The organism is Mesorhizobium sp. CO1-1-7 (genome assembly GCF_020164885.1).
In the GTDB taxonomy this organism is placed as follows: Bacteria; Pseudomonadota; Alphaproteobacteria; order Rhizobiales; family Rhizobiaceae; genus Mesorhizobium; species Mesorhizobium australicum.
The window spans coordinates 292,259-305,424 of the sequence record NZ_JAIUHA010000004.1 but is presented as its reverse complement, the minus strand read 5'-3'; the positions used below and the strand labels follow the sequence as shown (position 1 = coordinate 305,424).

Annotated in this window: 13 protein-coding genes and 1 pseudogene; 6 read left to right on the top strand and 8 right to left on the bottom strand. The window is 63.4% G+C overall.

From position 1 onward, the window contains the following. Positions 1–70 precede the first annotated feature (70 nt). Together LB516_RS10770 and LB516_RS10765 are read right to left on the bottom strand one after the other, a co-directional pair. Positions 71–421, bottom strand: coding sequence for a VOC family protein (locus tag LB516_RS10770; RefSeq protein WP_224719507.1), 351 nt, complete (start codon positions 419–421; stop codon positions 71–73). Between the two features lie 13 nt (positions 422–434). Beyond that, a complete protein-coding gene (locus LB516_RS10765) occupies positions 435–818 on the bottom strand; it encodes a RidA family protein (protein ID WP_140712221.1) in 384 nt (127 codons plus the stop codon). A gap of 242 nt (positions 819–1,060) precedes the next feature. Here LB516_RS10765 and LB516_RS10760 point away from each other — a divergent pair, with 242 nt between their 5' ends. After that, positions 1,061–4,420 carry a tetratricopeptide repeat protein gene (locus LB516_RS10760; protein WP_224719506.1) on the top strand — a complete coding sequence of 1,120 codons (3,360 nt, stop codon included), beginning with the start codon at positions 1,061–1,063 and terminating at the stop codon, positions 4,418–4,420. A 201-nt stretch (positions 4,421–4,621) separates the two neighbouring features. Here LB516_RS10760 and LB516_RS29125 read toward each other — a convergent pair. From LB516_RS29125 to leuD, 3 genes and pseudogenes are all read right to left on the bottom strand, one after another. Then, a pseudogene (locus tag LB516_RS29125) lies at positions 4,622–4,864 on the bottom strand (nuclear transport factor 2 family protein); the annotation flags it as partial. Between the two features lie 172 nt (positions 4,865–5,036). After that, the gene (locus LB516_RS10750) at positions 5,037–5,972 is read right to left on the bottom strand and encodes a hypothetical protein (protein ID WP_224719505.1); all 936 of its coding nucleotides are present in this window, start codon (positions 5,970–5,972) and stop codon (positions 5,037–5,039) included. Positions 5,973–6,023: 51 nt separating this feature from the next. Then, the gene (gene leuD, locus LB516_RS10745; RefSeq protein ID WP_224682796.1) at positions 6,024–6,629 is read right to left on the bottom strand and encodes a 3-isopropylmalate dehydratase small subunit; all 606 of its coding nucleotides are present in this window, start codon (positions 6,627–6,629) and stop codon (positions 6,024–6,026) included. 154 nt (positions 6,630–6,783) lie between these two features. Between leuD and LB516_RS10740 the strand changes: the two genes are divergently transcribed. The 5 genes from LB516_RS10740 (at position 6,784) to LB516_RS10720 (ending at position 9,438) form a co-directional block, all read left to right on the top strand. Continuing rightward, positions 6,784–7,254: a GNAT family N-acetyltransferase gene (locus LB516_RS10740; protein ID WP_224682797.1), complete on the top strand. Its 471-nt coding sequence runs from the start codon at positions 6,784–6,786 to the stop codon at positions 7,252–7,254. 82 nt (positions 7,255–7,336) lie between these two features. Then, the gene (locus LB516_RS10735) at positions 7,337–7,654 is read left to right on the top strand and encodes an ArsR/SmtB family transcription factor (protein ID WP_015314978.1); all 318 of its coding nucleotides are present in this window, start codon (positions 7,337–7,339) and stop codon (positions 7,652–7,654) included. Further along, complete coding sequence (locus tag LB516_RS10730; protein WP_140660427.1) at positions 7,654–8,100, top strand: SRPBCC family protein; 447 nt, start codon at positions 7,654–7,656, stop codon at positions 8,098–8,100. The genes LB516_RS10735 and LB516_RS10730 overlap by 1 nt, the downstream gene beginning before the upstream one ends. A 41-nt stretch (positions 8,101–8,141) precedes the next feature. Further along, the gene (locus LB516_RS10725) at positions 8,142–8,633 is read left to right on the top strand and encodes an SRPBCC domain-containing protein (protein ID WP_224592008.1); all 492 of its coding nucleotides are present in this window, start codon (positions 8,142–8,144) and stop codon (positions 8,631–8,633) included. A gap of 67 nt (positions 8,634–8,700) precedes the next feature. Then, positions 8,701–9,438, top strand: coding sequence for a DUF72 domain-containing protein (locus LB516_RS10720; protein ID WP_224719504.1), 738 nt, complete (start codon positions 8,701–8,703; stop codon positions 9,436–9,438). 233 nt (positions 9,439–9,671) lie between these two features. On the opposite strand, the gene LB516_RS10715 is transcribed toward LB516_RS10720, so the two are convergent. Genes LB516_RS10715 through LB516_RS10705 form a run of 3 tightly spaced genes read right to left on the bottom strand, consistent with a single transcriptional unit; the run spans position 9,672 to position 13,165 of the window. Next, the gene (locus LB516_RS10715; RefSeq protein WP_015314982.1) at positions 9,672–10,838 is read right to left on the bottom strand and encodes an NAD(P)/FAD-dependent oxidoreductase; all 1,167 of its coding nucleotides are present in this window, start codon (positions 10,836–10,838) and stop codon (positions 9,672–9,674) included. A 27-nt stretch (positions 10,839–10,865) separates the two neighbouring features. Further along, entirely contained in the window at positions 10,866–12,482 is a 1,617-nt protein-coding gene (locus LB516_RS10710) for an ATP-binding protein (RefSeq protein ID WP_224719503.1), read from the bottom strand. Beyond that, positions 12,473–13,165, bottom strand: coding sequence for a response regulator transcription factor (locus tag LB516_RS10705; protein ID WP_015314984.1), 693 nt, complete (start codon positions 13,163–13,165; stop codon positions 12,473–12,475). The genes LB516_RS10710 and LB516_RS10705 overlap by 10 nt, the downstream gene beginning before the upstream one ends. Between the last annotated feature and the right edge of the window lies 1 nt (position 13,166).

The window sequence follows — 13,166 nt, the reverse complement described above, 5'->3', positions numbered from 1 at the left end:
AGGGGAGGACGAAGGACCTGTCGCCGCTGTCCCGCCGGCATGTCCAAGTTAGTGGCCACGGAAGATGCGCTCACCGGTGCGAGAGAATGTTGACCAGTCGGCCCAGCGGATCGCGCACATAGAAGCGCCGCACGCCCCAGGGTTCATCGGCGGGTCCGTATTCGACGGCGAAGCCGGCGCCCTTCATGGCTTCGAATGCCGCATCGACATCGTCCACCTCGATCGACAGATCCGGCACCGGCGTACCGGACCCGCCTTGCGTCATGAAGCTGACCTGCAGCTCCATCATGTCCTCGGAACCGTAGGTTACGATCCAGCCCTGATCCATCAGGATGTCGAGGCCAAGCACGTCGTGGTAGAAACGGTTCGCCGCCGCCGCGTCCGGCGTTTCGATATTGGCCACGATACGCCGGACCTTCATGGCGGAAGTCTCCTCACACGGTACGCCGCAGCGCCGTCACCTCGATCTCGATCTTCATTTCCGGCTTGTTGAGCTGGCAGACGATCATCGTGGCCGCCGGCCTGATGTCGCCGAATGTCTCGCCAAGGATCGGGAAGACGACATCCACGAAGGCCTGGTCGGTGATGTAGTAGTGCGCGCGCACCACGTCGGATATCTCGAAGCCGCCATCCTGCAACGCCTTGCCGATCGTCGCCAGGCAATTGCGCGTCTGCGCCTCGACACTGTCCGGCATCGTCATGGTGGCGTAATCGTAGCCGGTCGTCCCGGACACGAAGCACCAGTCGCCCTGCACCACCGCCCTGGAATAGCCGGCGGTCTTTTCGAACGGCGAGCCGGTTGAGATGAGCTTGCGCATGGGGGAGCCTCGCATTGTTGCAGCTACTCTGCGGGGAAAAACCGATCCTGCCATGGGCCAATGCGGATGGATCGGCGGTGCAGAAACTGTGGCCTCGACGGGCCAGCTTGTGCCCGGACGCCACAAAGGGAAATCGGCAAAGTGAACCGCCGCCACAATTTCTGCTTGCATTCAGGAACAAAAAGAGAACTATATATGTATCCGCGAGAGCAGACGCGGTCACTCCGGGGGGAGGAATCATTATGTCAAGCCGCACCGTCGCGCTCGCTCGCGCCTTCGTGGTACGGTTTTCGCGCGTGCCGGTGGTAGTCTTGACAGCGATGGCGGCCCAGGCCGGGCTTGGCTCTACGGCGCTTGGCGCGGGCATGGATTACGCCACCTGTTTCAGCGACGGCAAGGTTGGCGCCGACCAGCAGATCGCCGCCTGCACGCCCATCGCCGAGGACAGCAGCGAGATACCCGATCTGCGCGTGAATGCCTATTTCTGGCGTGGCCTTGCCTATACGCAAAAGAATGATATCGACCATGTCATCGCTGACATGAATGAGGTGATAGCGCTCGATCCGACTTACGTGCGCGCTTTTACCAACCGCGCCATTGCCTGGGAGAGCAAGGGGGACTTCGACCGAGCCGTGGCGGACTATACGGGCGCGATCGCGCTCACGCCGAACGACGCCAACCTCTACGCCTATCGCGCCAGGGCACTCGGCAAAGGAGGCGAGCATGATCGCGCTATTGCCGAGTGCGACAAGGCGATCGACATCGACCCCGCCAACGAGATCGCCTATGGCGTGCGCGGTGTCCAATGGGAAGACAAGGGCGACGCGGCGCGGTCCCAAGCCGACTATGACAAAGCGGAGAGCGTCCGTACCGACCCGGTCGCGCCTTATCAAGACCGCGTCCGCTCGTGGATCGCGAAGGGCGAGCGCAAGCGCGCTGAAGCCGACTGCAAGTACATAGCTGGCGTCGACGTGAGCAAAGGACGCGCTTGCAGCCACCTGATCGTGAAAGCTCTCGGCGACCCGCGCGACGGCGGCCCCGGCTCAAACCCCGCTTCTGCTCAAAATGCGATTGGAGTGGGGTGGCAGGAAAAGGGCGACCATACCCGCGCCATCGCTGCATTCGACGAGGCTATCCGGCTCAATCCAACAAGTTCCGCTTTCTACTTCAATCGCGCCAAGAGCTGGGGCTTAAAGAAGAATTATACCCGCGCGCTCACCGATCTGAATGAAGCCGTCCGCCGCAACCCGGCCAACGCCGAGGCTTATCGCGTGCGCGGGATGACTATGGCTCGAATCGGCAATTCAAAGGAGGCTTTTGCCGACCTCGACAAAGCGATTTCCATTAGTGCCGACGATCCAAAACCGTATTTTGAGAGGGCGCTTGTCTGGGAGACGAGCGATCCCAACAAGGCACTCGCCGATCTGGATAAGGCAATCGCGCTCGATCCGGCCAACGTGGGCTACCGCAACGAAAGGCTTCGCGTCCAGCTCGACAAGCGCAGGGCGAAGGGGCAACCCGTACTGCAGGCACCAGACACGGAGGACAATCAGGGTCCCGAGACCGCCGACACCTCCAACCCAGCCGCGATGCAAGCGGCGAAGCCTGCCGAGCCTCCAACGTATGAGCCGTTTCAGCCATACCCCAAGAAGGTGGATCATTCCGAGATCGTGGCCTCGACGCTCAAGCGGGGCCTGGAGCAACAGGCGCGTGGAAATCTCAATGACGCGATAGACTCGTTCAACTTTGCAATCGAACGCGACCCCTACAATGCCGACGCCTTCTACAACCGCTCGATCGCCGAGGCATCGCGAGGGAACGACGCCGTCGCCGCCAAGGACTGCCGGCGCGCCGTTGATCTCGACCCCAGGCGAACGGGTTCCTGCAACGACCATGCGTCGGCCGAACCAGCCGAGTCGGCTGCGGGAGGGACCAGGAACCCGGCAGCTGCGAAAGTCCTGATCGAGCGCGCCAAGGCGCGTCTCGCGGAATATAGCGCCGACAGCGCGCTCATCGATCTTGCCACTGCGATCCGCCTCGATCCCGACAATGCTGAAGCCTATCTGGCGCGAGGGCGAGCGAGGGCGACGAACGGGGACAAGGCCGGAGCATCGGCGGATTGCCGTCACGCGGTCGAACTCGATCCGAAATGGGCAGGAGCTTGCGACGAGCAGGTTGCAAGCGGCGAAAGCATGCAGTTGACTCCACCGAGGGTGGAACAGCCGAAACCCTCCGTCGCGGCCGGGGTTGAAATCCTGGCCCGGCAACTCAGCCAGGGTAAAGCAAAGCCAACCGAAAAGCTGCCCGCGTCAAAGATAACGGAGCTGGCTCAGGCGGCTCGCCCGGGCGTCCTGAGCGCAGTGCAGAACGGCGACACTTTCTCGGGTGCCGGAAAATACGAGCAAGCCATCGGGCAATATGAGAAGGCGATCGCCCTCGACCCCAATAGCCCGTTCGCCTATTTCGGTCGCGGCAAGGCCTGGGCCGCAAAACGCAACTACAGTCGAGCGATCGCCGACTATGATCGGGTGATCGATCTCCTCCCAAACTTAGAGTCGGCGTGGATTTTCCGGGGCATCGCCAAGACCATGTCGGGCGATGTCGACGGAGCCTTGGCGGATTGTAGCCAGGCCGCCAAGATTGACCCGGAAGCGAGCGACGCATTTGTCTGTTCCGCGTCGGCTTGGAGCGCCAGGGGCGACGCCGAGCGGGCGATCGCGGCCTACTCAGTGGCGATTAAGATCGACCCGAAAAATGCAGCCAGTTACTTCGGGCGCGGCATGGCACGAGTCGACATGAATGACTATGAGGGCGCCATTGCCGATTTCGATCAGGCGATAAAATTCGATCCTTACAATGTCAGCTATGTGACCGAGCGCATTACGGCTCTGGCCGCGAAGGCAAAAGACGCTGCTGCATCGGGTGCCGTTGGGCCTGAGCCGAAGAATCTAAAGGCTTTGACCGATCGTGGCTACACTATTCCACCTGCAGCCAGAGTGGCTTTCGAGCAGGGAGGGGTGCTGGATAACGAAAATGACTATGACGGCGCCATCGCGCAGTATGGCAAGGCAATCCTCCTGTTCCCTGCATTCCGGGACGCATATGTGGCCCGCGCCTTCCTTTGGGAGATAAAGGGCGATTATGCTCAGGCCATTGCCGATTTCAGCCTTGCGATCGCGATCAACCCCGACATTGGCGAGACCTATGGCGATCGCGGCCGCAACCTCAAATATCAAGGGGATTATGACGGAGCGGTGGCGGATTACGACAAAGCCGTCCGTCTTGATCCAACGAACGCCAGGAGCTATGCCGGTCGAGGCATGTTCCGAATGGCCCGGCGAGAAGACGCAGCAGCACTTGCCGATTTCGAGACTGTGCTCAGCCTCGATCGCAATAACGTTTTCGGTTACTTCGGCCGAGGAGCGATCGGCGTTCGCCAATCGAACTATGATGGCGCCATTGCCGATCTGAACCAAGCAATAAGGATGAAGCCGAATTTCGCTGCCGCTTATCAAGCGCGAAGCCAAGCATGGGAAGCCAAGGGAAACCACAAACGCGCCGAGGCCGACCGCAAGAAAGCGCTCAGCCTCGAAGCGAAATAAGCTTGTCCGTCGGAGTTGCATGGAGGTCGGTCCGACTGGTCCGATGGCGGGCTCACAACGGTGAGCCGGTGATGAATCAGGCTCGCAGTTGCGCCAGGACGCCTGCGATATCACCCATGCCCAATGCCGATGATGCGACCGTCTTCCACCCGAAAAAATGTCGCAGGAGGTGAAGTGTAGCGTCCGGCCGGTCGGTGCGACACCGAAATAGACACCTTGTGTGCCGCTGCAGACGAAGCTCGCGGCCACATGGTCCTTGTCGGCGACCACGACTTCCGTGACGACTTTGAGATCCGGCATTGCCGTCAGCCGCGCCTTGAAGAAAGCGACCGTCGCCTGTTTCGGACTGACATTGGCCGGCGGCGGTGCCGCGGCGCTCTGTTGATGATTCACATAGGTGTCGGCGAACAGTTCGGAGAAGGCGTCGATATCGCCCGCGCTCAATGTCGCCGCGAACCGTCCCGCCAGTGGTTGAGCCGAGCAGCCGCCCGGGCGAGGGTCGGTGTCAGCAAGCCGCCACCGAGAAGCAGCCCGGCTGCTGTCACTTGTCGCTGATTCTGCATCGTAGCCTCCGTCGGGAAATGGCGACGGAAGACCGTCGCGCTTGGCGACAGCGCTAGTTCGCCGACCCCAGCGCCTTGTCCAGCGCTTCCTTCACATCGGCCGGCCATGTCGCCAGCGCCGGCCAGGCGTTCGGATGGCCATTGTCGCCGCGGCGGGCGAAATAGAGCTGGTGCTTGGCCGGGTCGACGGCCATGAAGCCGTCATTGCCGCCACAATCATGCGGCACGCAGCCGCTGGCGAAGAAGGCGCCGGACGCGGTCTTTTCCGTGCCGCCGCCGACCAGCAGGCTGGTCGCCATATCGGGCATGTCCTTGCCGAGCAGCTTTTCGGCTTCCTTGTAGACAGCCTCATTGTGGAAGGCGTCGATGATGTTCTGGTACTTTTCCGGATCGATGTCTTTCCAGTCGGTGCCGGGTTCCGGCATGTAGGTGAGATTGCCCGAAATCGTCAGCCCATCCGTCGGCGACCACTGCAGCGCCGGCTTCTGGTCCCCCGGCAGGAGATAGGGCACGAAATAGATGGCGTTGTCGGACACTCCCGCGGGCGGCGCTCCGCACTCGTCCTGCTCGACCTTGGTGCTCTGGATGGCGCCGCCTTCCGGCTTCCAGACGATCACCGTCGCCGGGCCGCATTGATTGCCGCCATCGCCAACATCGAACAAGGCCACCTTGATGCCGCCAACCTCCACAATCTTGTCGAAGAAGAGATCGTAATTGCTGGCCAGCTGCTTACCGTCATAAGCAAGCACCTTCTCGCCGTCCTGCTCCGGCTGCGTGATGGTGAGGTGGCCGCCTTCGAACGGCACCGGCGCCTGTTTGTCGTCGTCAGCGGCGTCGGCGGCGTTGGCTCCCGCATCCTGATCGGGGTCCGGCTTTTCCACCGCCGGCGCCCTCTGCGCGGCGAGCGTCTGGGTCTGCGCGAGCCCGCTCGCGGCGGGCGTCAGCAACAAGGCCAGCCCGCAAAAGCCGGCAAGAAGCTGATGTCTCATGACTGTCCCTCCCTCGACCCGGCCCGGAAAGGACCCGGTCTTGGCGGCCGCTCAGGCCCAGGGGCGCAGTTCGGCGTTCTTCTTCTCGAACGAGGCGATGGCGCCTGCCTTTTCCATGGTCAGGCCGATATCGTCGAGCCCATTGAGCAGGCAGTGCCGCTTGAAGTCGTCGAGGTCGAAGGTGACCACGCCGCCGTCCGGGCCACGGATTTCCTTGGCTTCGAGATCGACCGACAGGGTGGCGTTGGAGCCGCGCGATGCGTCGTCCATCAGCTTCTCCAGGTCCTCTGGGCTGACGGTGATCGGCAGCACGCCGTTCTTGAAGCAGTTGTTGTAGAAAATGTCGGCGAACGAGGTCGAGATGACGCAGCGTATGCCGAAATCGAGCAGCGCCCATGGCGCGTGTTCCCTGCTCGAGCCGCAGCCGAAATTGTCACCGGCAACCAGGATCTGCGCCTTGCGGTAAGCCGGCTTGTTGAGCACGAAATCCGGATTTTCGGAGCCGTCGTCCTTGTAGCGCATCTCGGCGAACAGGCCGGTGCCAAGCCCTGTGCGCTTGATCGTCTTGAGATAATCCTTCGGGATGATCATGTCGGTGTCGACATTGACGATCGGCAGGGGAGCGGCGACGCCGGTGAGCTTGGTGAATTTTTCCATGGCTTTGGCCCGTGTTTTCGTTGCGGGGGGACTTGCTGAGGCTCGGTTTACACAAAGCCGCGGGCAAATAAAAGGCAACTGTTCGTGCGCGCCGGCACAAGGGCGCTGCGCAAAACAGCTTCGAATTCACCGCCCGATGGTGCAGTCTGGTCCAATGGTGGAAAACTCCCACGTTCTCTATGCGCGCGAACTGGCGCTCGGCATTCCCGAATTCCGCCGCGTGCTGGTGGAATCCGGTCTCGGCGAAGTCCGGCCCGTCGATGACGAGGCAAGGCTGAAGGCGATGCTGGAGGGCGCCAACCTGATCGTGACCGCCCGTCTAGACATGGCCCGTCTCGACAGGGCCGGTCTCGACATGGCCGGTTTCGACATGAGAGGCAGGCCGTTGATTGGCGTTGCCCGCTGCCTGACCGACTTTTCCTGGGTCTGCTACATCAGCGATCTTGCCGTCTCGGCCAAGGCGCAAGGCCTGGGCATCGGCAAGGGACTGATGGACGAGGTGGCCCGGCAGCTCGGACCGTCGGTCGCCATCAGCCTGATTTCCATGCCGGACGCTGTCAGATTCTATGAACGCATCGGCATGAAGCGCGTGCCCGACGCCTTCTGGATCTCCCGCAAGCGCTGACTTTTCTTCTGTGATCCATCCATCGTCAACGGTGAGCGACCTTGTCGCTTGACATGCAACCAAATGGTTGCATATTAAAGCCATGAGCATGGATGCCGTCTTTCGCGCCCTGGCCGACCCGACACGCCGGCAATTGCTGGACAGCCTCCATGCCAGGAACGGACAGACGCTCAATGCGCTGTGCGCGGAGATGGCCATGACCCGCCAGGCGGTGACCAAGCACCTGGCGATCCTGGAAGAGGCGAACCTCGTCACCACCATCCGCCGGGGCCGAGAGAAGGAGCACTACCTCAACCCGGTTCCGATCAATGAGATCGCCGAACGCTGGATCGGCAAATTCGAGCGCCACCGGCTTGATGCATTGAGTGATCTGAAGAAACGCCTCGAAAGGGAAGACTGATGAGCAACAGCTTCGTTTACGTGACCTATATCCGCACCACGCCGGAGAAACTCTGGGAGGCGTTGACCGACCCGGAGTTCAACCGGCAGTTTTTCCTCTGCTCCTATCAGGAGAGCGATTGGAAAGTGGGCTCCAGCTGGAAGCTGATCTTCCCGGACGGCCGTGTCGCCGACAGTGGCGAGATTCTCGAGATCGACCCGCCACGACGCCTGGTCATCAAATGGCGCAATGAATGGATGCCCGAGATCAGGCAAGACGGCTACACGCGCTGCACCTTCACCATCGAGCCCGACGGCGAGCTGATGAAACTTGCCGTCACCCATGAGGCGGACGGCCCGCACAGGCTGATCGGCAATGTCGCCAAGGGCTGGCCGCTGGTGCTGGCCAGCCTGAAGAGTCTGCTCGAGACCGGCAAGGGATTCGAGCGTCCGCCATCGAAAGCTTGAACTCGTTTCGCTAGCGGAACAAATTTCACGTGGAGGCATCGATGATGCACGCTCTCAGGGTGCGGAGCATGACCAATGGCGAGACGATCATGGCATCGGCCGAGATCGGCGCGCCTCCCGAACGCGTCTTCGGGGCGCTGGTCGGCAAGGAAGCCGAGCAATGGTGGGGGTCAGCCGATACCTACCGGATGGCCGACTGGTCGGCCGACCTTCGCGTCGGCGGCCGCTGGACTGTTGTCGTGCGCACGGCCGGCGGTAGGGACCTGCCGGCCGGCGGCGAATTCCTCGAAATCGAAACACCGCGCCGGATCGTGCAGACGTGGGCCCATGGCTGGGACCATCCCACGCTTGGCCGGCGACAAACCAGGGTCGCCTGGCTGCTGGAGCCTATCGCCGACGGCACGCGCGTCACCATCTGCCATGGCGGCTTTGGCGGGCGGCAAGAGGCGGCGGCTGAACATGCCGAGGACTGGGCCCGGGTGCTGGCCTGGCTGCAGGCGCATGTCGAGGCTGGTAGGCTGGCCGCGGCCTGATCGGCGAGCGTCGTCACGCACCCTCCGCACGCCTTGACCCATGCCTCTTCTGGTCCACATCCCTTGCATGGGAAAACAGGCATGTTTCATAGGCACGGCTGGCTGGGGCATTCCGACACGATACAAGAATAATTTCCCGCAACCGGGATCGCATCTCGAACGCTACGCCCGGCACTTTCCGATCGTCGAGATCGACACGTCCTTCTACAAGCCGCACCGTCGCGAGACTTACGAACGCTGGGCACACGCCGTGCCGCAGCACTTCCGCTTCGCGGTCAAGATGCCGAAGGCGATCACGCATGAGCGCCGTCTCGTGGACTGCAACGACCCTTTGCAAAGCTTTCTCCAGGAGGTCGAAGGTCTCGGCGCAAAGCTCAGCGTGCTTCTGGTGCAGCTGCCGCCGAGCCTGCCCTTCGAGCCCGATGTCGCGAGCGCTTTCTTCGACATGGTGGGCACCCGAACCGAAACTAGGCTGGTCTGCGAGCCGCGCCATCCCAGCTGGTTCGAAGCAGAGGCTGAAGCGCTTCTGGCCGATCGCCGGATCGCGCGCGTTGCCGCCGATCCCGCTCCGGTGCCACCTGCGGCGATGCCGGGCGGCTGGCCCGGCATCGCCTATTTCCGCTGGCACGGCGCGCCGCGCGTCTACTACTCCGACTACGATGCTGAAAGCCTCGACCGATTCAGCCGGCAAGTCGAGGCGGCGGCCGCTTCGGGTGCCGAGGTCTGGGGAATCTTCGACAACACGGCCGGAGGCAATGCGCTGGGCAACGCGCTCAAGGTTGACGCCCAGACTTCGTCATTCTAGGGCGAAGCAAGGAGCGCAGCGACGTCGCGCAGACCCTAGAATCCATGCCGCGACGTCGACTTGTCGCGACAATACGCGCCAATCGGCACCCCCTTCGTTCTGCGCCGTTAGAACACTACGACAACGGTAACGGCATGGATTCCAGGGTCTCCGCGACGTCGCTTCGCTCCTGCTCCGCCCTGGAATGACGAAGAAACTGAGCGCCTGGCAAACCCGCGAGGCAGCCCCTGACCTCAAATCACATTCAATTCCCGGAAGGCCCGCCCTTCGGCGACACGCGCGTAGCCAAATGCCGAGCAGTCGATCGTCCGGTAGCCGCCATGCACGATCAGTTCGGCCAGCGCCTTGCCGACCGCCGGCGCCTGTTGCAGGCCATGGCCGGAGAAACCGTTGGCGAACAGGAAATTCGTCACTTGCGGGTGCGGGCCGATCACGGCGTTCTGGTCCAGCGTGTTGTAGTCGTAGTGCCCGGCCCAGGCGCGCGTAGCCTTGATCGCCTCGAAGGCCGGGATGCGGGTTGCCAGCACCGGCCAGATCACCTCTTCAAACAGCGGCCAGTCGACGTCGAAGTCCCCGGGGTCGGCCGGGCCGTCGCCCTCTTCCGGCTCGGCGCCGCCGGTGAGGTAGACCGAGCCTTCCGGCCTGACATAGATGCCGGAGGGATCGACCAATAATGGCATGTCAGTGAATTTGTCCCGCGCGTCGAACACGAAGACGTTGCGCTTGCGCGGCTCGACCGGCAGCGAAAGCTGGGCAAGGGCGGCGACCTTGCCAGCATTCGGCCCGGCGGCATTGATGACGGTGCCGGCCTCGAGCCGATCGCCATTGTCGAGGCTGACGCCGGTGACGCGGTCACCCTGCCGCTCGACGCCGGTGACCGACGCGCTGATGAAGTCGATCTTCTTCTGCCGCAGCGCCTTGCGAAACAGCATCAGCATCGCATGCGCGTCGAACCAGCCCTCGCCGGTCCGGCCATAGGCGCCGGCGGTGATGCCTTCGGCCGACAGCCAGGGGAAGCGGCGCGTCAGCTGGTCGGCGTCCTCGAGCAGGATGTCGGCGCCCTCGGCGACCTGCGCTTCGTGGTTGGCTTTCAGGATCGGCAGCCCGGCCTCGCCGGCAAGGATGAGGTAGCCGCCCTCGCGAAAACCGATATCGGCGTCGGTGCCGAATTCTTCCTTCAGCCGCCGAAACAGTTTCAGCGTGAACTGCGACAGGCGGATGTTTTGCGGAATGGAGAATTGCTGGCGGATCGAGGCCATGGACAGCGTCGTCGCCGCATGGGCGAATTGCGGGTCGCGCTCGATCAGCGCGATCGAGCCGGAAAACCCTTCCTCGCGCAGATAGTAGGCGATCGAGGACCCGACGATGGCCCCGCCGATGATGACGATGTCGTAGCGCACTTTTTTCTCCGATCCGCCGTTCGCAATCTACGCGACCGGCAAAGTGATCTCGAAGCGCGTGCCGCGCTCGGAGTCAACCAGCCGGATCGTACCATCATGCGCTTTCAGGAGGGCCAGCACGATGCCAAGCCCCATGCCGGTGCCGCCCGTATCGCGTCGCGTGGTGAAGAACGGCTCGAAGATGCGCGCTTGGTTGCTTGGCGAGATACCGGCGCCGTCGTCGCTGACCAGCACGGTCGCCTTGCCGCCGGCGCTTGCGGCGGTGATCGAAACCAGCGTCGCGCCGTGCCTGGCGGAATTGTCGATGAGGTTGGCAAGCACGATCGCCGCGTTCTCGGCCGAGATGCGCAAGGCCAGGTCGCCACCGGCCTGGACTTCAACCGCCAACCTGGTGTCGACGGGAAGCAGGGCCAGCGCCGCGCCGACCGAGGTGCTTTCGCCGCTGGGTGCGAGGTTTTCGGCCCGCGCCAGATCGAGCAGCCGCCGGACCAAAAGGTTGAGCCGCCCCGCATCGGTGACGATATTGTCGGAGAAGCGCCGCCGCTCGTCATCGCCCATCGCGCTGCCTGAATCGCGCAGCAGTTCGGCCGCGCCCTGGATCGCCGTCAGCGGCGATTTGAGTTCATGCGAGACATGGGTGGCGAAGGTCTGGATGGCATCCGAGCGCGCCTGCAGTTTTTCGGCCATGTCGAGAAAGGCGGCGGACAATTCAGCCATTTCTCGCGTGCCATGGTGGTCGAGAGGCCGGATCGCGTCGCGCTCGCCGGCGGCGATGCGCTGGGTGCGGTCGATCAGCGCGTAGATCGGACGGCTGACGGTGCGCAGGAAGACGAGGCCGATGAGCAGCGTGCCGCCTAGGATGGCGATCGCCGCCGCCGTCACCTTGCCGCGTTCGCCATAGAGATGTTTTATGATGTTGTTGGGCGTCCGCGACACATAGACCGCGCCGGCGACCTTGCCGTCGACGGCCACCGGCAAAGCGACGAAGACGCGCACCCTGGTGCCGCGGCTGACCGAATAGAGCGGCGGCGCCGGCTGGTTGGGGATGCGCAGCCGGAGCGCGCTGGCATAGCGCCCGGCGAGCGCCTCACGCACCTCCTCGACCCCGGCAAGCGACTGCCCGATCTCGTCGCGCCCGGCAATCACGACACCCCGGGGATCGAGCAGCCGGAAGCCGGCCAGCGTGGTCTTCTGCGTCGCGTCGAGAATGCCCGCCAGCCGCGCGCCGATCGTGGCGAAAGCGGGATCGACCGTGGCGGGGATCCCCGCCGGCCGGGTCGCAAGCACGTAGTCCGAGGCGAGATCGAGCTGCGGCTCGATCGGCCGATAGGGCGAATCGAGATTGGCGCCTCGGCTCGCATAGCCATTGGCCGGCGGCATCGCCACGCCAAGCTTTTCCGGTGAAATGCCGGCGTCGCGGACCTCCTGCGCATAGATGGCGGCGACGGCCGCGCCCTGTGCGATCAGTTCTGCCTCGGTCTGGCGGATCAGCTGGTTCTCATAGAGGCGGAAGAAGAACAGGCCGACCAGCGGCAGGGACATTACCAGGATCAGGATGGCGACGACGACGGTGGCGAGGCGAGGCCGCCATTTGCGGCCGATCCACTTGCTGCCAATCGATTTGCTTGATGTCGTCAGCCGCATCGGCCGAGCCGGAAGCCGACGCCATGCACGGTCTCGATGACCTCCGGGCACCCCACGGCCGCCAGCTTGGCCCGGATGTTGCGGATATGGCTGTCGACGGTGCGGTCGGCGACATGGATCTTGCCGGCATAGGCGTTGGCCATCACCGCGTCGCGGTCGAGCACATGGGTGGGCCGCGCCAGAAACCCTTTCAGGATCGAGAACTCGATCGCCGTCAGGGCGAGCGGCTTGCCGTCGAAGGCGGCCGCGTGGCTGGCCGGCGCCAGGGTGAGCTTTCCCTGCGCGAACTGCCTGTCGTCGGCCAGTTCCGGCGCCGCCGGACGGGCGCGGCGCAGGATGACGTTGACACGGGCGACGAGTTCGCGCGGGCTGAACGGTTTGGTGACATAGTCGTCGCCACCCATTTCGAGCCCGAGGATGCGGTCGATCTCCTCGTCGCGCGCGGACAGGAACAACACCGGCACGTCTGATGTGTGACGCAGCCGCCGGCAGACCTCCAGCCCGTCCATCTCCGGCATGCCGATGTCGAGCACGACAAGGTCGGGTGTGCTTCGTTCGATTGCCTGCAGGGCGGCGGCGCCATCGGAGACGGCAGCCGTTTTCATGCCGGCCTTTTCCAGCGCGAAGCAGATCACTTCGCGGATATGCGGGTCATCGTCGGCGACGAGGATGTGATGCGGCATG